Here is a 21805-nt window from a genome sequence, read left to right as displayed (position 1 = left end):
ACAATGGAAAACAACATTGCAATAGGATTAGACATAGGAACCACGAAAATCGTGGCCATGATTGGTCGTAAAAATGAATACGGTAAAGTGGAGATTTTGGGAATTGGAAAATCCAAAAGCTTGGGTGTTCACCGTGGTGTGGTCAATAATATTACGCAAACAATACAGTCCATTCAAGCTGCAGTTCAAGAAGCTGAAGCGGCTGCAGATATTAAAATTGAGGATGTAACGGTGGGTATTGCTGGCCAACATATCCGTAGTTTACAACATAGTGATTACATCACTAGGCCCAATTCTGAGTTAGTAATCGACGAAGAAGATATTGAGCAATTAATTAATCAAGTTCATAAGTTGGTCATGCTTCCTGGAGAGGAAATAATACATGTTTTGCCACAGGAATATAAGGTTGATGGACAGGCCGAGATTAAGGAGCCTATTGGGATGTATGGAGGACGTTTAGAGGCAAATTTCCATGTTGTGGTTGGGCAAGTATCTTCTATTAGAAACATTGGAAGGTGTGTAAAAAGTGCTGGTTTAAATCTGGAGGGAATTACATTAGAGCCATTAGCTTCTGCAAATGCAGTGTTAAGCCAAGAGGAGAAAGAAGCTGGTGTCGCCTTAATTGATATAGGAGGTGGAACCACTGACTTAGCAGTATTTAAGGATGGCATTATTCGTCATACAGCTGTTATTCCGTTTGGAGGTAATGTCATTACTGAAGATATCAAAGAGGGTTGTTCCATAATTGAGAAACAAGCGGAGTTATTAAAGATCAAATTCGGTTCTGCCTGGCCAGGGGAAAACAAGGATAATGAAATTGTTTCCATTCCTGGTTTAAGAGGTAGGGAGCCAAAGGAGATTACGCTTAAAAATTTATCCAAAATTATTCATGCCCGAGTTGTGGAGATTATTGAACAGGTGTACTTGGAGATCAAAAATTACGGTCATGAAGAACAAAAGAAAAAACTTATTGCAGGTATCGTTTTGACAGGAGGAGGAAGTCAATTGAAACATTTAAAGCAATTAGTGGAATACATTACCGGAATGGATACAAGAATAGGTTATCCCAATGAACATTTGGCTGGAGATAGTGATGACGAAGTGACTAGTCCGTTATACGCCACAGCTGTAGGTTTGGTCATGGACGGATTAAAACGACATGAAAGAAAGAAAGCAGAAGCCAAAGCGCAAGAAAAGTATGAAGAACAAAAAGAACAGGCTCAAGAAACTAATGAAGAGCCTGAAGAACCAATAAAAGAACCAAAACCAGAACGTCGCTCTTTCTTGGACAAACTAACCGAAAGAGTGAAGGATTTTTTAGATAACGCAGAATAATAAAACCAAAGATTCATGAGCAGCAACACAGGAATTGAAAACAGTATCTCATTTGATTTACCTAAAAATCAGTCAAATGTTATCAAGGTTATTGGAGTTGGAGGTGGAGGTAGCAATGCTATTAACCACATGTTCCAACAAGGAATTAAGGGAGTCGATTTTGTAATTTGTAATACCGATGCCCAAGCACTTCAAAATAGCGGTGTTCCTAATAAAATTCAATTAGGGGTTAACCTAACTGAAGGGTTAGGTGCTGGAGCCAATCCAGAAATTGGAGAGAAGGCAGCCGTTGAAAGTTTTGAGGAAATAAGCAGCATGTTGGATTCCAATACCAAAATGGTTTTTATTACTGCGGGAATGGGAGGTGGAACTGGAACAGGTGCTGCCCCAATTATAGCTAAAATGGCAAAGGAAATGGATATTCTTACTGTAGGAATCGTAACAATGCCATTTCAATTTGAAGGAAAATTAAGAAACCAACAAGCCCAAAAGGGAATTGACAACCTAAGGTCTATGGTTGATTCTCTGGTAGTCATTAATAATAATAAACTACGAGAGGTATACGGTAATCTAGGCTTTAAAGCTGGGTTCTCCAAGGCAGATGAAGTCTTGTCAACAGCTGCTCGTGGTATAGCTGAAGTTATAACTCATCACTATACCCAAAACATCGATTTACGTGATGCTAAAACTGTATTAAGCAATAGTGGTACAGCTATTATGGGATCTGCAATAGCATCTGGTCAAAATAGAGCTCATGAAGCTATCAGAAAGGCATTGGATTCGCCATTGCTTAATGATAATAAGATTACGGGTGCTAAGAATGTATTGTTGCTTATCGTTTCTGGTGTTCAGGAAATCACTATCGATGAAATTGGGGAAATCAATGACCATATTCAAGACGAGGCGGGTCATGGAGCCAATATCATTATGGGAGTTGGTGAGGATGAGTCACTAGATGAATCTATAGCCGTAACAATTATTGCCACTGGTTTTGATTTGGATCAACAGAATGAAATCTCTAATACAGAGATTAAAAAAGTAATCCACGCCTTGGAAGATGATAAGCCCTTTGAAAAGGATTTAACAAAGAAAGAAAAGCAACCCGCTATTATTACTCCCAACATAGAATTAAAAGAGGAGAAAAAAGAAGAGGTTGTCAAGCATACATTAGATATTGAGGAATTGGATGATTTTCAAATTAAATCAGATCCATCTCCTAAATTAAATCATTCTGAAGAGCCTTCGGGGTTGATTAAGACAAATGAGGAAATTAAAAATATTAAGGTTACTTATGAAGAGGTAACTGCTGAAATTGAGGAAGAAGAGGATGATTATATCATCACTGAAATAAAACCTGAGGCAGTGGAAGAAAGTTATGAGGATGAGTATGGTGAGGAGGAGCAACAAATTACATTAACCTTTGATTTACCTATAAGTGAGTCTCCAATTACTAGCAAGGATAATGATTTTGTTGTGCATGAGTTGGATGAGAATGTTAAAAAAATGCCTGTAAGGGATTTTGTTGAGGTAATTCCTGTCACGGAGTCTAATGAAAAGGGAGAAGTGAGGTATGCCTTAGATGACTACATTGAAGTAGAGTCTGAAATGAACCCTAAAAAGAATGAGGTGGTCATTGAGGAACAGGATGTAGTATTTGAAAAGAAAACTCTAAAAGAGGATGTTGAACAGGGAGCTGAGTCTGGTGGGGATATAGATCCTATGAACAGTCCAATATCTGATATGTTAAAAGAGCGTGCGGAGGAAAGAAGGAGAAAGATGAAGGATTTTAATTATAAATTCAACACGAATAAGATTGATGATATTGAAAAAATACCTGCATACAAAAGACAAGGTGTAGATTTAAATGACACCCCACATTCGTCAGATTCAAGTAGTATGTCCAGTACCAGTATTAGTTTGGATGACAATAATGATATACAGATGAGAAATAACAATTCATTTCTTCATGACAATGTAGATTAATAGCAATTAAGTTTAGTGTTTAAGCTTCTTGGAAACCCGAAGAATCAGTAATGGTTTTTCGGGTTTTCTTTAGTATCTTCGCAAACGCAAAATAAACGAATTATGAGTTTACAGAATAAAGTGATGGATGGTATGAAAGAGGCCATGAAAGCAAAGAATCAAACAGCTTTAACTGCTTTGAGAGCCATAAAATCATCTATTCTTTTAGCACAAACTGAGATTGGTGCTGGTGATGGTTTAACCGAAGACCAGGAGCTTAAATTACTTCAGAAACTGGTTAAACAACGTCAAGACAGTGCAGCTATTTATTTAGAACAAGGAAGAGAAGATTTGGCGCAACCTGAAATGGATGAAGCCAAAGTTATTAGTCAATTTTTACCAGAGCAACTTTCTGAAACTGAAATTGAAAAGGTGGTTGTTGCTACAATCGAGAATGTTGGTGCAGGTGGTATGAAAGATATGGGAAAAGTAATGGGACTTGTTAGTAAGGAACTGGCTGGAAAAGCTGATGGAAAAACTATATCAACCATTGTAAAGGCTAAATTGAGTTAGATTATACTTTTTTGGCCGCGTAGTTCAACTGGATAGAATATCAGATTTCGGCTCTGAGGGTTGGGGGTTCGAATCCCTCCGCGGTCACAGATAGATAAATAAGTCTCACGATAAATCAAGTTTACTTGAATTATTAAGTGAGGCTTTTTTGTTTTCAATAAGGAGTGTTGAGGGAAATATAATCCTCTGCGGTCAGTTTTTAATAGATGATAAAGCTTTAGAGTCTATTTGATTTTTGGCTGAACATTGATAAAAATAAAGGGACATAAGATTATGTCCCTTTATTTTTTTATAATTATGATACCTTTTAAAGCTTAAAGACGCCCATTAAATAATATTGATAATGGTTGTTGTCATATTGTCTGTCCAATCTATGAAAGGCCCATTTACCCGCAGCTTGAAGTCGTATTCCAATGTTGTCAGAAACCCATACAGTGCCCCCTAGTGCTAAGTTCCAAGAGAAATTGGACTCGTTTAAAGAAAAATACCCTGGACCTGTACTTACATAAAGATCTAACCAATCTGGCTCTCTTTTAAACAGTAAGTCCGAATAATAAAATTTAAGATAAGTATTGGTACTTATATAGGTTTTGTCTTCATCCAAAACTCCATTGTCAATCCATTCTCCTTTTTTGTAGCCATTCAATTGAAAATCTTGTTCAAAATATAAATAACCATTCAGACCAAATTCAACTGAAAATGCGATTGGGATATGGAAAGCAATTTCGTCAAAATCCTTCCATGGTTTTCTGGTGCCTTCTGTCACCAAGCCATTAACACCTAAGCTCACCAAGACGGTTGGGTCATTTTCCAAACGCATTTGGCTATAACCACTTGTGAAAGTAGATACAAGAAATGCTAAAATTAAGAGTCTTTTCATAAAAAATGGTTTGTTCAAAAATAGAGTTTTAGTTGATAATAAAAAAAAATTACTTGTATTAATTGTCCTCTCTTAAGGCTTATTGTTCAGTATTTTATTTAATAAAATATGCTTGCGGTAACTTTTATTAGTTGTGAAAAGATGTAATCTTTCATTTACAGCTTGAAATTTTGTTAAAGAACTGATTAAAATTCTTTTTGATTGAGGTCTTTTTGAGAAAAATTTAAAAATGATGTATTTAATAGGTTTGTCCTTGTAATTAACTAAAGGTTTTAATTCTTCAAAATATATTGATGATAAGCTAGTAAATAATTTAAAAAAAGTATTGCCTTTTAAGTCATGAAATAATTTTGATTGAGTATTTAATCCCAAAATTATAGAATCATAGGTTGATTTAAATTTCACATTCGGAATACTTTGACACTTATCATTTATTTGTGTGGTGTAAATGGCTATTTTTATGGCGTCCTTTTGATTGGGCACTGGTAGTCCTGAATAGTACCTTTTATTAGTTAGTATTTCTGAGGCATCTAACAAATTATTAGTTTTGGTAGTCAATAAATTTCGGTGTAATTCAACGGCTCCAAATTTTTCCTTTGAAATTTGTCTTGGGTAATGTCTGTAGTCCTTAATTTCATAATTAAAGGGTCTTAAATCATTATAACCCTTGGAAATTAAAAGTTGAAATGCATGATCAATTTTGGCTTTATCAACTAGGATATCGATGTCGCCAATCATTCTAAAACCGATATCTTCCAAAGGGTTGATTGCAATTAAGGCAATGCCTTTTATAAATATGTGATCGATTTGATTTTCATCAAAGGCTAGGGAAATTTCTTTTGCCTCAGAAAGTAATTTTCTGTTTCTATTTCGGTTGATGTTCGTAATTTCTTCCAGATATGAGTTTAAATCTTCTGGAGTGTATTTTAACAGTTGCTTATTTTTTATTTCTATATAAGTTGCAGGAAGCATAAGTTCACTACTGGCAATCTTAATAAATTCTTCCCAATTGACTTCATTTGAAAGAAATAGAGATTTTAATTGTTTCTCATTCTGTGTCTGGGATAATATACTCCCTAAAAGATGGTAAGCTGTTTTCAAATCTGGATGATTCAATCAACAATATGGTTATTTTTAAATAAAGTTTTAATCTTTTCAATGGCAAACTTATTTTCATGATAAATTAGTTCATAAAATTGACATTCACCAATCCAATTTAAAAAAGATTCTGCATGCTCTTTTTTTGGGGATATCCAAGAATCTGGAATCAATGATTTCAAAATTTTATCAGAAGAAACTGATTTTAAATATTGCCCTTCTGTTTTACTATACTGGACATAAACAATTTTGTTGCATCTCCTTGAAGGTTTAGTTAAATCAATAGCTTTCTCTTGTAAATACCTTACTGCAATTTGTTTTTTCGGATTTATTTTAGCCTCACTAATTCTCAAGTTGTCTGGGATGTTCTTAAATTGATTAAAAGCTCCTTCCTTTATTGATATAGCACTCGGATTTTTATAAAGTTTAAGGGATTTGCTTGATAGCGGAGTGAAATCATCTGCTAGAAGTGATAGCCATTTAATAAACATAGTCCAGCTAATGTACTTTTACCATTTCCAGATTCTCCAACTAGCATTATAGCTTGGTTTTCATCACAAACTGTCGATGCATGTAAAGTGGCTAACCAGCTGGTAGTCGGGAATGAGTAAAGATTGCTGATTAACTCCATTGAAAATTTCCCAAATAAATAATGCATTTTGGAGTAAGGATATTTGGCAATTAGTTGTCCTTGTTTTTCAAGATATGCAATACCGTTCGATATCTTAAAATCAAAGCAAATTAAATTTTCATTTGCCTTACGAACTTTAAATTGACTTAACCTTTCCTTGATTAGATTAAATATGGGGTCATCTGAAAATCTTAAATTCAATGATTTTTCCCCAATATAATAGTAATAGTTGGAAACGGGAGTTAAGTCCAGTTTGGTATCAGAAAATTTTATATTGGGGATAGATTCAACTTGTAGTGAATTGGCTTCGTACAAAAAGGATGAAAGCTCCTTATAGGTTAATCGAGCTTGTGCTTCATCAAACGTGCTCTTGTTGTGTCGTTTGAATTCTGTTATGTTTTCAGAATTTAAAAAGATGGTTATGAGATGATATAAAAAGTCAGAGGCAATTACATATTGGTTTGTTTTTTCAAACCAAATAATGTAATTGCCTCCAATATATTTTGCAAATGTAGGTTTTAAGCTACCTTTCAACTATCTATTGTTCAAATAATTCATCGAAACTATCTCCAGAATTACCTGGTCTATCACCACCTCCGGGAGGAGGCGATTCGGTTTGAGCCTTTAAAGGATTAAGTATGAGAAATGTGCCTGCAGCTGTAAGAGCTGCATATTTACCCATTTTCTTAATGGCTTCTTTTCTGGTGATTTGGTCGTTATTATTTTTCTCCATAAGATTCTTTAAATAAAAACTAGGTCAAATGTACTTAATTATAATTGCAAACCAATAAATAGCTTTAAAATTTATGGGATTTACAATTTTAATCACGCAATTTAATTAATAATTAGTTTTTTGGTAATGTTTTGGTTTTTATTTTTCATTTTTAAAATATAAACGCCTGAACTTAATTGGTTGGCATCTATCTCGTGATACATGATATTCTTAGAGGTCGAAGACGTGATTAGTCTTTTTCCTTGAATATCTATTACTTCAAAAATTGAATCTCCAATTGTTTGACCAGTAATAAAAATGGTTTTGTTTTTACTGTAAATTTTAATATCACTTAATTGATTTTCATCTATACTTAAATTCTGTTCATTCGTAAACCTTATAAAGAATCTGCCGGTACCTGATAAATCTTGATTAGAGTTAAAGGTATAGTCGTTATTGTTTAAGAGAGTAAAAGTGCCAGTAAGAGTATCTTCTAAGAAAACAGTTACTCCATCTGGAATGGAAGATTCAAGCATGCTAATTGTAAGTTGCTGGCCTTGAACAGCATTAACTCCTAAAGGTATTGCAATCTCTTCTGAACCTAAATCTTCATAGGATAACGTTTGTATAGCAAAATCCTTATTAGATAATGAAGCATCTAATAATGAGGAAAATAGAGCGAATTCTTCAGCTTCTCCTCCTAATACAACTGTATCATAACCTGTATCTAAACCAGAAGTTCCATTGTCTAGGAAAAACAATCCTGTTAAGTTGCTTTGATAGTCATTAGTCAATTTCAATTTAATTTCGGCTATATTCATGTTTGAAGCTCGTCCAGTCACAAAATCATCAGTGTCCCCCGTAGTTCTCATTGCTGTGCTGAAAAGTGCATTTCCATCACCTCCTGAAGGTATAGCGATTATAAAACCTTGTCCAGGTGCTAACTTCGCATCATTTGCAACGGCATAAGATAGGTTCCAAACGGTATAGCTGTCAAAGCCATTATAACCATAAATACCTACCGCATCTGAAGCAAATAAAGTCAAATTATCTGCAAGGAATTGATCTGCCGCAATATATGATGGATAAGGGTTTCCTATTAAGTTCCAAGAAGGATAACTAGCTCCAGAATGACTTACTGGGATTGAAATATTTGTCTTTTGTGCTTCGCCGGCAAATACAAAAGTACTATTAGTTGTATTGTCAACAGATCCTGTTCTAAAACCAATGGCTGGTTCTAGGATGACACCGCTCTCAGCAGGAATGTCAACATTATAGGTTAAAAATGTACCTGAGGATTTTTCAAAAGGCCCAAAAAACTTTTCAGATGGGTCTGAAGGATAAGAATATAGGTTAATATTGTTTGTAGAATTACTAGCAAAGTCACCAAAGGTTTGTCCCGTTAATGGAGCTGAAATAAAATCATTTCCATTAGGTCCAAGAATGTATTCATTCACATGTCTGGAATATGTCATATTTCCGACAATGTCTCCATCCAAAATCATACTTGGGAATTGTGTTGAGGACGAAACAAAATTAATGCTGCTTGAAGCAGTCAAAGTAACTCCAGAATCTACAGTAATATTTCCTGCAGGTTCTACAGTCATAACTGTGAAATTAGTACTTGCGTAGAAATTAGCTGTTCCATCTTCAACAATAATTTGGCTATCAGCTGCGGCGGTACCATTTGGATCGGCTGGCGCCCAACCGCCATTTGTTTCATTGTATGTGTAAACAACAGGTCCAGTTGGTGGTATAAAGTTAAGTGAGTAGTCTTCGGTCTCTCCTATTGGATAGCTCCCACAAGGTGCAGGTGGTATTGATCCGTTGCCCATTATAATTCTTATTCTGGTTGGGTCGCTTGTCACATTTTGTGGTACAGTGAATGTAAGTTCAATTTCAGTTGGAGCTGCACCAGGTAATACTTGGTCAACTATAAATGCGGCTAATTCTGATGGGTCATCAAAATCTTCATCACCATTATAATCAATATAAACGGAGAAGCCTTGAACAAATGTTGATGGGAAACTATTTACGGCAGTGACTGTTGCCGTATAAGTACTCAATTCTTCCAAGGTAGTTGATTGGCTTGTGAAATTTGAATATCCCGAAGCACCATTGTTTAAATTGGAGATTGTATTTAATTCAAATCCAGAAATATAAGTTAGGGTTTCTGCTCCAGGAGTAGAATTGGAGTCACAATAATTGGTCATTTCCAATGCGTCAACAACAATACTGCTCACCTCAAAACTAGCATTTCCTTCAGAGCTAAAATAAAAACGAACTCTTAGCTCATTTCCAGCGACACCAGTGATATTCGTCCAAGCGGCAGGAGTGTTTAAATTAGCTGCATTACTTGTGATTGCAGGGGTTTGGTATACCCATGGTTGGTCGTCAATTTGATAAGACCATTGCAAATAACCGCCTCCATTAAAAGGGTTTCCGCCAGTGATGTCTCCAATTCCTATAATACTCAAAGATGTTATACTAGAAATATCAATGGGAAAACTTTCAAAATAAGCTTCTCCTCCAAAATCTTGAGACTCGATAACAGACCCATTGGTCCTAAAATAGTTATCCCCTTGTTGGTTGTCTGTAGCAGGAGTAACATCGTAACCCAAATAAAAATTGGGGCCAATGGCAATTTGTTCCGGTGGCGCTGCTGCTGGTGGGTTGTTGCTTGAGTGAGTGAAGCCAACACTAGTTGAAAAATCGGCTTGATAAATAGTTTGACCAAAACTTATTGAGGTCATTAGAATAGCAAAAAATAGTAAGATTTGTTTCATGGGTATAAGATGATTTAATACAAATCAACTAATTAAATAGTATTGAGTAAAAATTAATACGTTGATTGCACTGTTTTTATCGATTAGATGCGCTGTTAAATAAGGTGTTACAATTTAAAAGCTCCCGAGGTTTTTTATCTTCTGGGTCAACTGTTTTATGTTGTTTTTGAGGGAATCAAATATTTATAGGTATTTATATTCGAAATTAATTATTTGAGGTGAAATTATTGAGGAATTTTCAGTTAATATTTAGGTTGAATGAGAATGATATATTTTGATCCTAATGTGATCTGGTGACTCTGGTTTTTCTTGCCGAAAAATAGGTTTTACTTTGATATAATAGGCATATTTCTAAATTTCAGTGTGATTTATCAGAGTATTTTCAATTATAGATAGTTCTAATTAAAAGAAATTGTTAAAGTCTAAATCCTAATGATTTCTTAAATCAAATTAATTAAAAACTACCTATATTTGACCTTCGTAATAAAGTTATTTTCAAAATAATATCTTAATGAAAATCAAAAATATCTGTTGTATAGGAGCTGGTTATGTCGGTGGTCCTACAATGGCAGTCATTGCCCAAAAAAATCCCAATATTAATGTGACGGTAGTCGATTTGAACAAGCAAAGAATTGCTGCTTGGAATGATGAAGATCTTAATAACCTCCCTGTTTATGAACCTGGTTTAGATGTGGTTGTTAAGGAGGCGAGAGGGCGAAACCTGTTCTTTTCTACTGAAGTGGACCAAGCTATAGAAGCTGCTGAAATGGTGTTTATTTCGGTAAATACGCCAACTAAAACCTATGGAGAAGGAAAGGGGATGGCGGCTGATTTAAAATATGTTGAGCTATGTGCGAGACAAATCGCTAGAGTCTCTAAAGGCGATAAAATTGTAGTTGAGAAATCAACGCTTCCGGTTAGAACGGCACAAGCGGTAAAAAGTATTTTGGCAAACACAGGAAATGGACATAAATTTTCGATTTTATCCAATCCTGAATTTTTAGCTGAAGGAACAGCCGTGGAAGATTTGCAAAGCCCAGACAGAGTTTTGATTGGAGGTGAAGATACACCTGAAGGAAAAGAAGCAATGCAGGCCTTGGTGGATATTTATGCTAGTTGGGTGCCCAGAGAGCAAATTCTAACGACCAATGTTTGGTCTTCAGAATTATCAAAATTGGTAGCCAATGCGTTTTTAGCGCAAAGAGTTTCTTCCATAAATGCTATTTCTGAGTTGTGTGAAGCAACCGAGGCTGATGTTGATGAAGTTTCAAGAGCCATAGGGAAAGACTCTAGGATAGGACCTAAGTTTTTAAAGGCTTCTGTAGGTTTTGGAGGATCTTGTTTCCAAAAAGATATTTTAAACTTGGTTTATATCTCCAAGTCTCTTGGGTTAAATGAAGTGGCAGATTACTGGGAGCAAGTCATTATTATGAATGACTATCAAAAGTATCGTTTTGCTAAAAAAATTATAACTACGCTTTATAATACGATCGCAGACAAAAAAATAGCATTTTTAGGATGGGCCTTTAAAAAGGATACCAATGATACTAGAGAAAGTGCAGCAATTTATGTGGCAGAACATTTGCTTCAAGAGCAAGCGAATATTGTTGTTTACGACCCAAAAGTAACTGAGGAGCAAATCTATTCAGATTTGGAGTATCTAGGAACTTTGTCTTCTGAAGATATTATGAACCGGGTTACTGTGGTTAATGACCCATACAGAGCTATGGATAATGCTCATGCAGTGGCCGTTCTAACCGAGTGGGACGAATTTAAATCTTATGATTGGTGTAAGGTTTACGAAAGTATGATGAAACCAGCTTTTGTATTTGATGGACGTAGATTATTGGAGAAAGATAAAATGGAAGGGTTTGGATTTAAATTATATACAATAGGTAGGTAATTTATCATAATTTTTGTACCCAAATTATCCGCTTTATGCAAATTAAAAAATATACATCTTCACAGAATTCTCAAAGTTTTAAAGGTCTATTCGTTGAGATGTTTCAAGATCTTATGGCCTCCCGTGGTTTGGCTTGGAGATTAACAGTAAGAGATTTTAAAGGGCAATATAGACAATCTTTTTTTGGAGCGTTTTGGGTGTTTATCACCCCCTTGATGAGTGCTTTGGTTTGGATGTTTTTAAATGCCTCTGGAGCAGTGAAAATTTCTTCCTCGGGTATTCCATATCCGGCTTATGTTTTGACTGGGACTATGTTGTGGTCTATATTGTCTGAAAGTATTAATATGCCACTCAAACAGACTAATGCATCCAAAGGTGTAATAAGTAAGATCAATTTTCCGAAAGAGGCATTGCTTTTGTCTGGTCTATATAAAATAGGGGGTAATACTTTAATAAAGATAGGTTTAATTTTATTGGTCTTATTGGTTTTTGGAGTAGTTCCAGATTATAAAATTTTATTACTGCCTTTGGTACTCACTGGTTTCATTTTGTTCGGTTTTTCTATCGGGCTTCTTTTGACTCCTATAGGTATGTTGTATAATGATGTTGTAAGGTTGATTCCCATGGCGATGCAATTTTTGATGTATTTGAGCCCAGTGGTCTATAGTATGCCAAAAGATCAAAGCCTCCTTACTCAAATCATAAGAATAAATCCAACTACTTGTCTTATTAATTTGGCGAGAAATTCATTTGTAGGTTTGCCTTTTGAACAATGGTTCTATTTTGGAGTGTTGATGTTCATGACCATTATTATTATGCTAGTGTCATGGGTTTTTTATAGGTATTCTATTCCAATTATAGTGGAAAGAAATAGTTAAGTGTAGTATGGAAAAGGATATTTTAATTAAAGCAGATGGAGTTTCTAAGAAATTCTGTAAGGACTTAAAGAAAAGTTTAAAGTATGGAGTGGTTGATTTATTTCAATCTTTTTCTTCTCGTGAAGACCATGGGGAGGTAAAATTGAGAGAAGGCGAGTTTTGGGCTGTAAGAGATGTGAATTTTCAATTAAAGAGGGGGGAATGTCTGGGACTTATTGGTCATAATGGGGCGGGAAAAAGTACGTTACTTAAGATGTTAAATGGATTGATAAAACCTGATGAAGGGTCTATAGAAATTAAAGGTCGGGTCGGAGCTTTAATTGAATTGGGTGCTGGTTTTAATCCTATATTGACAGGAAGGGAAAATATTTACAATAATGGTGCGGTATTGGGTTTTTCTAAAAAGGAAATAGATGCTAAACTAGATGCTATCATTGAATTTTCAGAAATAGGAGAGTTTATAGATTCCCCAGTTCAAAATTATAGTTCTGGAATGAAGGTGAGGCTTGGATTTGCTGTAGCTGCACAAATGGAGCCTGATGTCTTGATTATTGACGAGGTTCTGGCAGTAGGTGATGTTGGATTTAGGTTCAAATGTCTAAATGCTATAGGCGAGATTATCAAAAATGCAGCAGTTATTTTTGTTTCACATTCAATGCCTCAAGTTTATAGAATTTGTACGGAGGTCATGTTGATGCAAAAAGGTAAGGTATTACACCACAGTCAAGAGATTGGTAGAGGTGTAGAGCTTTATTTGGATATGTTTAGCAATGGCGAAACCCAAATCATGGGAACGGGAGAGGCTAGGGTTACCAAATTTGAGTTGTCCACTAATGAAGAAGAATCATCTTATGAGGGAAATTCATTATTGGTGCCCCATGGTGCCGATTTGAATATTAAAATGACCTTAGAGTTAGACATGCACGTGCCCGACGTTTCGGTACAATTAGTTGTTTGGAATCAAGACTTGTTGCCAGTTATAGATGTTTTAGATGAAAACTTAACGGGTTACATATTGAATAATAACCAGTCGGGTGTTCACCAATTAGAACTCAATTTGTTTGATTTGAAACTAAACTCAGGGAAGCATGCCATTTCAGTAATTGTAAATTCACCAGAAATGGATAAACATTATTGTAGGATTGATAATCTAGCTAGTTTCACAATGTCGGCTCAATTTGCAAGTGGTGCTCATATTTTATTACCTTCAAAATGGAACCAAATTTCCGAAAACCAAAATAAATGTTGATTACCAATTGGAATAATGCCTCTCTTTATCACTACTTGGAAAGAATAAAGTATGCAGATAGAGTTAAATATAAATTTTTAAAAAAGCTGATAAAATTCTATCTGAAGGTAGCAGGGGAGAAGAAAATACTTTTCATTTTTGGAGTTCAGCGTTCTGGTACTACAATAACCATTGACTTTTTAATGAAGTTATTTGGAGTCAAGGGATATCATGAGTTTAGTGCCTTAACAGCAGATGGCGATGAGGAGTTGCGATTTCCATCCAATGATGCTGTGAAAAAAAGAATAAATGAAAATCAAGAGCCTTTTGTACTAGTTAAACCCTTAGTGGAGTCCCAAATGGCCGATATAGTTCTGAGAGATTTTGAAAATTCAGTAGGAATATGGATGTATCGCAATTATAAGGATGTTATTAGTTCCTTTCATAAAAAATTTGGAGAAAATGTTGGTGAACATCATATAGATTTAATTATTAGAAATGTTTCCCATAATTGGAGAGCCGAAAGAGTTCCCCATCATTTAAGGCAGCTGGCTATTGATTTTAAGAATAAGGGTATGACAAATTATGATTCCACAGCATTGTACTGGTATATCAGAAACATGCTCTTTTTTGAATATGAGTTTGAAAATATCTCAACTTTAAAAGTGCTTAAATACGAGTACTTCATGAATAATTATCATCAAGTAATTAAAAAAATATGTGGGCTTTGGGGGTATACCTTTGAACTTCCAGAAGACAAATTTGTATTTAGAACAGATTCGATTAAAAAGGGTGAAAATATTGAAATTAACCCTGAGATTGAAAAGTTGTGTCAAGAAGTATTAGATAAATTTGATGAAGTTTTTATAAAGCAAAATTATTTTGCTCAGCCTTCTTAATTAATCTTTTGAATAAATAATGAAATTATGAGAACAAGATTGCCCAAGTGGTCATCGATAATATTCAGATTTAAACAGTTTTATCTACAAAAGAGCAATAAATTTAATCTTTGGAAAAAGAAAAGAAGGATTGAAAATTGGCTAGGAGAATTAGGTAATAGTAATACTAAGGTTTTTATAGGTGCTAATTTTGCGTTAAAGGGGGGGGTTAGAAACCATATTGTGGCAATTAAAAAGTACTCGTCTTTAAAAATTGATTTAATTCCTAGTGATCAAATGATGGAACGCTTTAATGCGTGGGATTTTGAGAAAAGATTCAAAGACTTATTTTTTAAATTTAAACCCAAACATGGAACCGTTTTGCACTCCCATGTTTATCCTTGGTATATTGAGTGGTGTAGATTAAAACAAACTCAAGGTTTCTATTGGGTGCATACCTATCATCTGCCTTATTTTCCCGAGCATGCCAATAATGAAGCCATGAAAAAGTGGCAAGATGATTACAATAAGGCTCTTGAAAATGAAGCAAAGCATGCCGATGTTAAACTTTCTGTTGCAAAGTGGCAACGGGAGTTTCTTAAAAAGAATAACAATATTGATACTATTTATCTTCCGAATGGAGTTGATGTGGAACTGTGTGATGAAGGAAATGATCAAATTGCCTTCAAAAAACTAGGGTTCAAAGATTACATTTTAAATGTGAGTCGACATGATCCTGTCAAAAATCCTGGAGAATTCGTTAAGCTGGCTATTAGTTTACCAGAGTATCGTTTTGTTATGATTGGTCACGGATTAAGTGATGAATTATTGAAAGAAGAATACCAAGTGGATGTTCCAAACAATTTATTGGTAATGGATGGTGTTTCTCAAAAGGATATTCAACATTATATAGCAGCTTGTTCGGTCTTGGTAAGTACTGCTAAACGTGAAGGATTGCCAACCTTGGTCTTAGAAGGTATGGCTCATTCAAAACCCGTGGTTGTTTCTAATGAGCCGGGCAGTATGGAGGCGATAGATCATGGTAATTATGGGTATTATTATGAATTGGGTGATATCCAGGATTTGAAAAATAAAACTTTAGAATCATTGAAAGATGAAGAGATTGGTCTTGAAGCTAGGAAAAGGGTTTTAGAAGAGTATGATTGGAGGGTGGTTTCAAAGAAATTGGATAATATTTATAATGGAAATTAGGGGCAAATGAAGATTACCTTTTGCGCATATGATAAACCAGACAGTGTAGGTGGTCCAGTGACTTGGTTGATGCATTTATTGCCATCATTACAGGAAGCAGGTTTTTCGGTGAATTGTCTAATTTTTTATCACGTGGGGTCTAGTGGTCCGCTTACAACTCACCTTTTAAAAAATAAAATCCCTTTTAAGGGTACTCAGTTTAATTATTATACAGAAGAAAATATTTCTTGGTTATTAGGTCAATTACAATCTGATATCCCTCATGTGTTTGTTCCTAATTTAGTTGTGCCAGCCTATTTGGCCCTCCCATGGATAAAAAAAGCAGGGATAAAGGTGGTGGGTATTTCCCATTCAGATGATCCTTTCTATCATGCCATTCAAAAGGAGTTTATAGATGGAGAAGCTTCTTTTAGGTTAGACGGCATGGTAGTAGTATCTAAAGAGCTAGAACTTCAATTGAAGCAATCTCCTAATAAAGAAAAAATTGTCTTAAAAAGAATTCCATACGGGGTCATTATTCCAGAACAAAAATCTATGTGGTCTGATGATACATTAAGGGTTGTTTATGTTGGCAGGTTGTCTGAAGAACAAAAGCGAATTACTGAAGTGACCAAGTCATTTTGTAAAATGGTAGTATCCATTAATGGAGTTGAAGCGATTATTTATGGAGATGGCCCAGATAAAAATAATGTTGAGGAGATTCTGAAGGCAGATGGGAAAGATTTGCCAATTTCTTTGGGAGGTAATATCCCTAGTGAAGAGATTCAAAAGAAGTTATTGGATTCTCATGTTATAGTATTGCTTTCTGATTATGAAGGACTTCCGATTTCAATTTTAGAGGCCATGGCTTGTGGGGTTGTTCCTATTTGCCTAGAAATGAAAAGCGGTATATCAGAACAAGTTAAAAATGGGGTTACAGGATATATTGTTAAGGATAGAAATCATGATTTTTTTCATGCCATTTCAAGTATCAAACACAATTATAAACAGTGGGACCTTTTGTCTAATAATGCCAGAAAACTTATTGAGGATAACTTCTCTCAAGCAAGATGTCACAAGGCATATGCAGATTTTTTCAATGGTTTGAAAGTGAGTTCTTTGCTTCAGGAAATAAAGATGCCTAAGAAGTTTGAATTGCCGCCTGTTAATCCATATCTTGCAAGAGCTGACAGGAGAAAGCCAAAACTATCATTGATAGAAAAAATAAAATTTAAAGCGCGTGCTATCAAACAAAAAATATTTTAAAAAATAACAATGGCTATTCTTTTAGTTCAAGCAGGATTAAGTAATTTCAGTGGTTCATTTATAAGGGCTCATGAGGAGTTGATAGATAGTGATAAAGTCATTTTAAGAGGACCCTCTCATAATCTAATGCACAACGGTAGGCAAATAAAATTGTTTTACAGCGCCAAACCTTTGTTGTTTAAGCTTAAAAAGTTGTTACCTCAATTTATATATCACAAATATGTTGCCCAACAAAGGGAAGGCTTTGAAGGTAGGCATGATGCTATTGAGGGCCTCGTAAAGAAATTCAAGGTGAAATTGATTTTTGCGGAATTTGGTCATAATGGGGCGGCTTTAGCACCTCATGCAAAAAAGCTAGGAATACCCTTAATTGTTCATTTTCATGGTCATGATGCTCATCGCACGGATTTTATTAAACCGAAATTAGAAGCTTACAAAGCTATGTTTGCGTATGCCACTAAAATAGTTAGTGTTTCGCATTTTATGACAGATGCCTTATTAGAATTAGGGGCACCTAAAGAAAAGATTGTATACAATCCTTATGGTCCTCGACCTTTTTTTTATGATAACCAACCTAATTATGGTAATACCATTTTTTATGTTGGGCGTTTTACCGATATCAAATCTCCCATACTTATTTTAGATGCGTTTCGACGATTAGTGAAAACTTGCCCTGAGGCTAAACTAGTGATGGTTGGTACGGGAGAGCTATTGGAAAATTGCAAAGCCTTGGTTAAGGCTTGGGAGTTTGAGGATAAAATCACATTTACGGGAGGTGTGCCGCATGATGAGTTAATGCCCTATTTTCAAAATGCCTGCATGTTTGTTCAGCATTCTGTACAACCGTCCTATGGGGATGCGGAAGGGACACCGAACACTATTTTAGAGGCAAGTGCTTCGGGATTACCAGTAGTCTCAACAAAACACGCAGGAATACCTCAGGCTGTTATACATGAAAAAACAGGTTTTTTAGTGGATGAATATGATTCCAAAGGCATGTCTGAGTATATGTTAAAATTGTTTAATGATAAAGATTTATGCAGAGAAATGGGTGAGGCAGGAAGGAACCATATCAAAACAAATTATAATATAGATAGACACATTGGTGTTTTAAACCAAATAATTAAAGAAGCAAAGTTGTAAAAATATATTTTAATGAAAACACATTTAATATCGGGAGGTTGTGGCTTTGTAGGCCGAAATATGGTAAAACGCCTATTTAAAAAAACTAATGACCGAATTGTATTTATAGATGATTTGTCTGTTGGAACTCATCCAGATTCTTGGTTGGATATTCCAAAGTACAAGGAAGTTGATGGTTTAGAAATCTACGGTGAAGATGGGCGATTGATGTTTTTGAAAGCTGATTTTAGAGCTATTCTGCACGAGTTGGAAAAGGACCCTGAATTTTTTAATGTAAAATATAATTTGGGAGTTGATAGATTTGCAGATGTTTTTCATTTTGCAGCCATTGTTGGGGGTCGTGCCAAAATAGATGGTGACCCAATTCAGGTGGCTTTAGACTTAGCAATTGATTCCGAATTTTTTTACTGGGTTAGTAGGCACAAGCCTGAACGAGTTTTGTATCCAAGCTCGAGTGCTGCCTACCCCATCAGTTTGCAAACAGAATCTAATACCCTACAGCTGAGGGAATCAGATATTGATTTTGATAATATGGGTCAACCTGATATGACCTATGGATGGACGAAGTTAACAGGTGAATTTTTGGCCCAAATTACGGCCAAACACTATGGTGTTCATATAACTTGCATCAGACCATTTTCTGGGTATGGAGAAGATCAGGATTATTCCTACCCAACACCAGCTATTGCAAGAAGGGCTGTTTTTAAAGAAGCTCCTTTTGAGGTTTGGGGCTCTGGTCATCAGGGTAGGGATTTTGTGCATATAGATGATGTGTTGGATTGTGTAGAGGTGGCCATGGATAAAATTCATGATGGAAGAGCGATTAATATTGGTCAAGGTATTTTAACGTCCTTTAGGGATTTGATCGGTATCTTTTGTGAATTTGCTGGATACAGCCCAGAAATTAAGCCCTTGCTAGATAAACCAGTAGGGGTTCATAGTCGTTATTGCGATATGACCTGGGTGAAAGAAAACTTAGGTTGGGAGCCAAAAATATCAATCAAAGAAGGTATGAAGCGCGTTTATGACGCGGTGATGGAACGTGAAAAAGCGGCAGGGAATCTATAATGAATCAAAGAAAGTTAAAAGTACTATTTGCAAATATTCCAACGCCAGGTAACCGGTTTGTGCTAGATCTTCAGGAAGGTCTTGAGCCATATGCAGATGTTACTTGGGATTGTGATTTGTTTTGGAGTAAAAATGAAGATTTTGATGTTGTTCACATTCATTGGCCTGAGTATTTGTCGTTTGAAATAGAGTCTTATTTGCTGAATGAAAATCCGCTTCCCCAAAAGTTATGGGATAAATTAATAGATTGTTTAGAATACTGGAAAAAAAATGCGTCAATTGTTTATACAAGGCATGTTCAGTTTCCACATAAAAGACATGATGAGGAATTTTTGAAATTATACAGGATCGTGTCTTCTTACTGTATAAATGTGGCTCATTTTGCTAATTATAGTATAGAACAGTTTAAGTCTTTTTATCCAGAACATGTTCACGTGAATCATGAGGTTATACCTCACCAAAATTATGCATCTCTACCAGATAAATCGAGCAAGGAAGAAGCTAGATCTTTTTTAGGGATAGATATTAAAGCTGATGTTTTGTTGGTTTTTGGAGCTATTAAAGAAAATGAAAAGCAAATCATTGAAAAAGCCTTTAACGCTGTTCCAAATAAAAACAAAGTTCTTTTGGCTCCAGGTTGGAAGGTTCAGAGAAGGAATATCAGCTATATTAGACTAAGGGAGTGGGTCTTTAATTTTGAGGTATGGTTAGCAAGTTTAAAGAAACAAAGACGTATAAACTTAGGGTTTATCCAAGAAGAAGAAGCTCATTTTTACTTGAATGCCGCAGATGTTCTGTTGATACCCCGTACAGATGAATTAAATTCTGGAAATATAACTTTAGGATGTACTTTCGGTTTGGTTGTGGTTGGTAAAGATGACGCAGATATAGGAGAAATTCTAAAGGAAACGGGAAATCCTGTGTTTAAGGTAGGTGATGATGAGTCCTTGGAGCAAGCTGTCAAGGAAGCATTTACCTTATCAAAAACGAATCTAGGTGAACAAAGTAAAACCTTAGCTTACCAGGAATGGTCCATTGAAGAAATTTCTAAAATGTATTATAATTTCTATTTAAATTCAATTAGAAAAGATTAAAAACATATTATGTCAAGTCGTCCGGCCATAGTTGTGGTTGCCTATAATCGTCCAGAAAGTCTAAATAGATTATTAAAATCAATAAGTACTGCATTTTATGATACATACTATCCAGATATAATTATCAGTATTGATTTTTCCAGTGAATTTATAGGGGCGGTTAGTCAAGTTGCAGAGGACTTTTTTTGGAAGGGACAAAAAAAGATAATCAAGCAGCCTAAAAATTTAGGTTTGAAACAGCACGTGTTGACATGTGGAGACTTAACCAAACATTATGGGGCCATAATTATGCTGGAGGATGATTTGATAGTTTCTCCTAAGTTTTATCAGTTTGCTGTTAGTACCTTGTCTTTAATTGACAATAATCCAGAAGTAGCTCAGGTATCTTTGTACCATGCAACATTTAACGAAGCTGCCATGGTACCTTTTGAGGCCTTAAAGAGTTCAAGTGACTTTTTTTTAATGCAGGTGCCCTGTTCATGGGGGCAAACATGGACTCAAAATCAGTGGGAATCCTTCAGAAACTGGTATAAGGAAAACGAAAGGAGTTTAGACTTTAATAAACTCCCAGATGGAATTATTAAATGGTCTGAAAATTCATGGAAAAAGCCTTATTTTCTTTATTTGAAGGAAACGAATAGGTATGTACTTTATCCTTATGTCTCATTTTCAATGAACATGAAGGAGGAGGGAACTAATATTTCAAAAAGAGATCATGTTTTTTCCAATTCCTTGGCGCTAGATTTTGATGATAATCTATTTGTAATTAAAGAGAGTATTCCAAAATATGATGATGCCTTTATGATAGAACCTAACTATTTAGTTAGCGTCACAACTGAATTGAACTTTAAAGATGTGCATATCGATTTTTTTGGATCTAAGCTGCATGCAATAGGTGATGAGGAATTGGTGTTTACGCTTTTGCCGGCCAAAAATAAAATGATTTCATTTGGGTTAGACTTAAAACCAATTGAGCTTAATATTATTTATAAAACGGAAGGCGAAGAACTAAGTTTGGTTAGGAAAAAGGATATCATACATAATCAAATAAGTATGAAAGTAATGGAGTATCTATACCCCATCCCCAAGTGGTATTATTCCTATTTTCAGGAACCTCTAAAAGAAAGATTAATAAAAACGATTAACTTTTTAATAAAGAAAGGGTTAAAGTAGCGATTC

Annotated in this window: 19 protein-coding genes and 1 tRNA gene; 14 read left to right on the top strand and 6 right to left on the bottom strand. The window is 35.1% G+C overall.

The features are described from left to right. Nucleotides 1-3 precede the first annotated feature (3 nt). The 4 genes from ftsA (at nucleotide 4) to LOK78_RS01125 (ending at nucleotide 3957) form a co-directional block, all read left to right on the top strand. Nucleotides 4-1335 (top strand): cell division protein FtsA, encoded by a 1332-nt coding sequence (ftsA, locus tag LOK78_RS01140; RefSeq protein WP_232633210.1) that lies wholly within the window; start codon nucleotides 4-6, stop codon nucleotides 1333-1335. A 15-nt stretch (nucleotides 1336-1350) separates the two neighbouring features. Then, nucleotides 1351-3318, top strand: coding sequence for a cell division protein FtsZ (ftsZ, locus tag LOK78_RS01135; protein WP_232633209.1), 1968 nt, complete (start codon nucleotides 1351-1353; stop codon nucleotides 3316-3318). Nucleotides 3319-3420: 102 nt separating this feature from the next. Continuing rightward, nucleotides 3421-3870, top strand: coding sequence for a GatB/YqeY domain-containing protein (locus LOK78_RS01130; RefSeq protein WP_232633208.1), 450 nt, complete (start codon nucleotides 3421-3423; stop codon nucleotides 3868-3870). A 13-nt stretch (nucleotides 3871-3883) separates the two neighbouring features. Beyond that, a tRNA-Arg gene (locus LOK78_RS01125) sits at nucleotides 3884-3957 on the top strand. A gap of 220 nt (nucleotides 3958-4177) precedes the next feature. On the opposite strand, the gene LOK78_RS01120 is transcribed toward LOK78_RS01125, so the two are convergent. The 6 genes from LOK78_RS01120 to LOK78_RS01095 all read right to left on the bottom strand — a co-directional run bounded on the left by LOK78_RS01120 (nucleotide 4178) and on the right by LOK78_RS01095 (nucleotide 9977). Further along, nucleotides 4178-4750, bottom strand: coding sequence for a hypothetical protein (locus tag LOK78_RS01120; RefSeq protein WP_166957620.1), 573 nt, complete (start codon nucleotides 4748-4750; stop codon nucleotides 4178-4180). Nucleotides 4751-4822: 72 nt separating this feature from the next. Continuing rightward, complete coding sequence (locus tag LOK78_RS01115; protein WP_232633207.1) at nucleotides 4823-5866, bottom strand: nucleotidyltransferase family protein; 1044 nt, start codon at nucleotides 5864-5866, stop codon at nucleotides 4823-4825. Then, complete coding sequence (locus LOK78_RS01110) at nucleotides 5863-6339, bottom strand: hypothetical protein (protein WP_232633206.1); 477 nt, start codon at nucleotides 6337-6339, stop codon at nucleotides 5863-5865. Before LOK78_RS01110 ends, LOK78_RS01115 begins: the two co-directional genes overlap by 4 nt. After that, the gene (locus LOK78_RS01105) at nucleotides 6312-7013 is read right to left on the bottom strand and encodes a hypothetical protein (RefSeq protein ID WP_232633205.1); all 702 of its coding nucleotides are present in this window, start codon (nucleotides 7011-7013) and stop codon (nucleotides 6312-6314) included. The genes LOK78_RS01110 and LOK78_RS01105 overlap by 28 nt, the downstream gene beginning before the upstream one ends. 4 nt (nucleotides 7014-7017) lie before the next feature. Beyond that, nucleotides 7018-7212, bottom strand: coding sequence for a hypothetical protein (locus LOK78_RS01100; RefSeq protein WP_166957614.1), 195 nt, complete (start codon nucleotides 7210-7212; stop codon nucleotides 7018-7020). Nucleotides 7213-7313: 101 nt separating this feature from the next. Further along, complete coding sequence (locus tag LOK78_RS01095; RefSeq protein ID WP_232633204.1) at nucleotides 7314-9977, bottom strand: T9SS type A sorting domain-containing protein; 2664 nt, start codon at nucleotides 9975-9977, stop codon at nucleotides 7314-7316. Between the two features lie 511 nt (nucleotides 9978-10488). Here LOK78_RS01095 and LOK78_RS01090 point away from each other — a divergent pair. The 10 genes from LOK78_RS01090 to LOK78_RS01045 are packed head-to-tail and all read left to right on the top strand — an operon-like array spanning nucleotide 10489 to nucleotide 21799. Then, nucleotides 10489-11880, top strand: a complete 1392-nt coding sequence (locus tag LOK78_RS01090; RefSeq protein ID WP_232633203.1) for a UDP-glucose 6-dehydrogenase — start codon at nucleotides 10489-10491, stop codon at nucleotides 11878-11880. A 35-nt stretch (nucleotides 11881-11915) separates the two neighbouring features. After that, nucleotides 11916-12758, top strand: a complete 843-nt coding sequence (locus tag LOK78_RS01085; protein WP_232633202.1) for an ABC transporter permease — start codon at nucleotides 11916-11918, stop codon at nucleotides 12756-12758. 7 nt (nucleotides 12759-12765) lie between these two features. Further along, nucleotides 12766-14007, top strand: coding sequence for an ABC transporter ATP-binding protein (locus LOK78_RS01080; protein WP_232633201.1), 1242 nt, complete (start codon nucleotides 12766-12768; stop codon nucleotides 14005-14007). Further along, the gene (locus tag LOK78_RS01075; RefSeq protein WP_232633200.1) at nucleotides 14001-14885 is read left to right on the top strand and encodes a hypothetical protein; all 885 of its coding nucleotides are present in this window, start codon (nucleotides 14001-14003) and stop codon (nucleotides 14883-14885) included. The genes LOK78_RS01080 and LOK78_RS01075 overlap by 7 nt, the downstream gene beginning before the upstream one ends. Nucleotides 14886-14912: 27 nt before the next feature. Further along, nucleotides 14913-16076, top strand: a complete 1164-nt coding sequence (locus tag LOK78_RS01070; protein ID WP_232633199.1) for a glycosyltransferase family 4 protein — start codon at nucleotides 14913-14915, stop codon at nucleotides 16074-16076. A gap of 6 nt (nucleotides 16077-16082) precedes the next feature. Further along, entirely contained in the window at nucleotides 16083-17321 is a 1239-nt protein-coding gene (locus LOK78_RS01065; RefSeq protein ID WP_232633198.1) for a glycosyltransferase family 4 protein, read from the top strand. 9 nt (nucleotides 17322-17330) lie between these two features. Continuing rightward, nucleotides 17331-18464: a glycosyltransferase gene (locus tag LOK78_RS01060; protein ID WP_232633197.1), complete on the top strand. Its 1134-nt coding sequence runs from the start codon at nucleotides 17331-17333 to the stop codon at nucleotides 18462-18464. Nucleotides 18465-18476: 12 nt separating this feature from the next. Beyond that, entirely contained in the window at nucleotides 18477-19532 is a 1056-nt protein-coding gene (locus LOK78_RS01055; RefSeq protein WP_232633196.1) for an NAD-dependent epimerase/dehydratase family protein, read from the top strand. After that, a complete protein-coding gene (locus LOK78_RS01050; protein WP_232633195.1) occupies nucleotides 19532-20626 on the top strand; it encodes a glycosyltransferase family protein in 1095 nt (364 codons plus the stop codon). Before LOK78_RS01055 ends, LOK78_RS01050 begins: the two co-directional genes overlap by 1 nt. Before the next feature lie 9 nt (nucleotides 20627-20635). Further along, nucleotides 20636-21799, top strand: coding sequence for a glycosyltransferase (locus LOK78_RS01045; protein WP_232633194.1), 1164 nt, complete (start codon nucleotides 20636-20638; stop codon nucleotides 21797-21799). The last annotated feature ends 6 nt before the right edge of the window (nucleotides 21800-21805 follow it).

This window comes from Mangrovimonas futianensis (genome assembly GCF_021245805.1).
Classification (GTDB): Bacteria; Bacteroidota; Bacteroidia; order Flavobacteriales; family Flavobacteriaceae; genus Mangrovimonas; species Mangrovimonas futianensis.
This window is presented reverse-complemented; position numbering and strand designations above follow the sequence as displayed.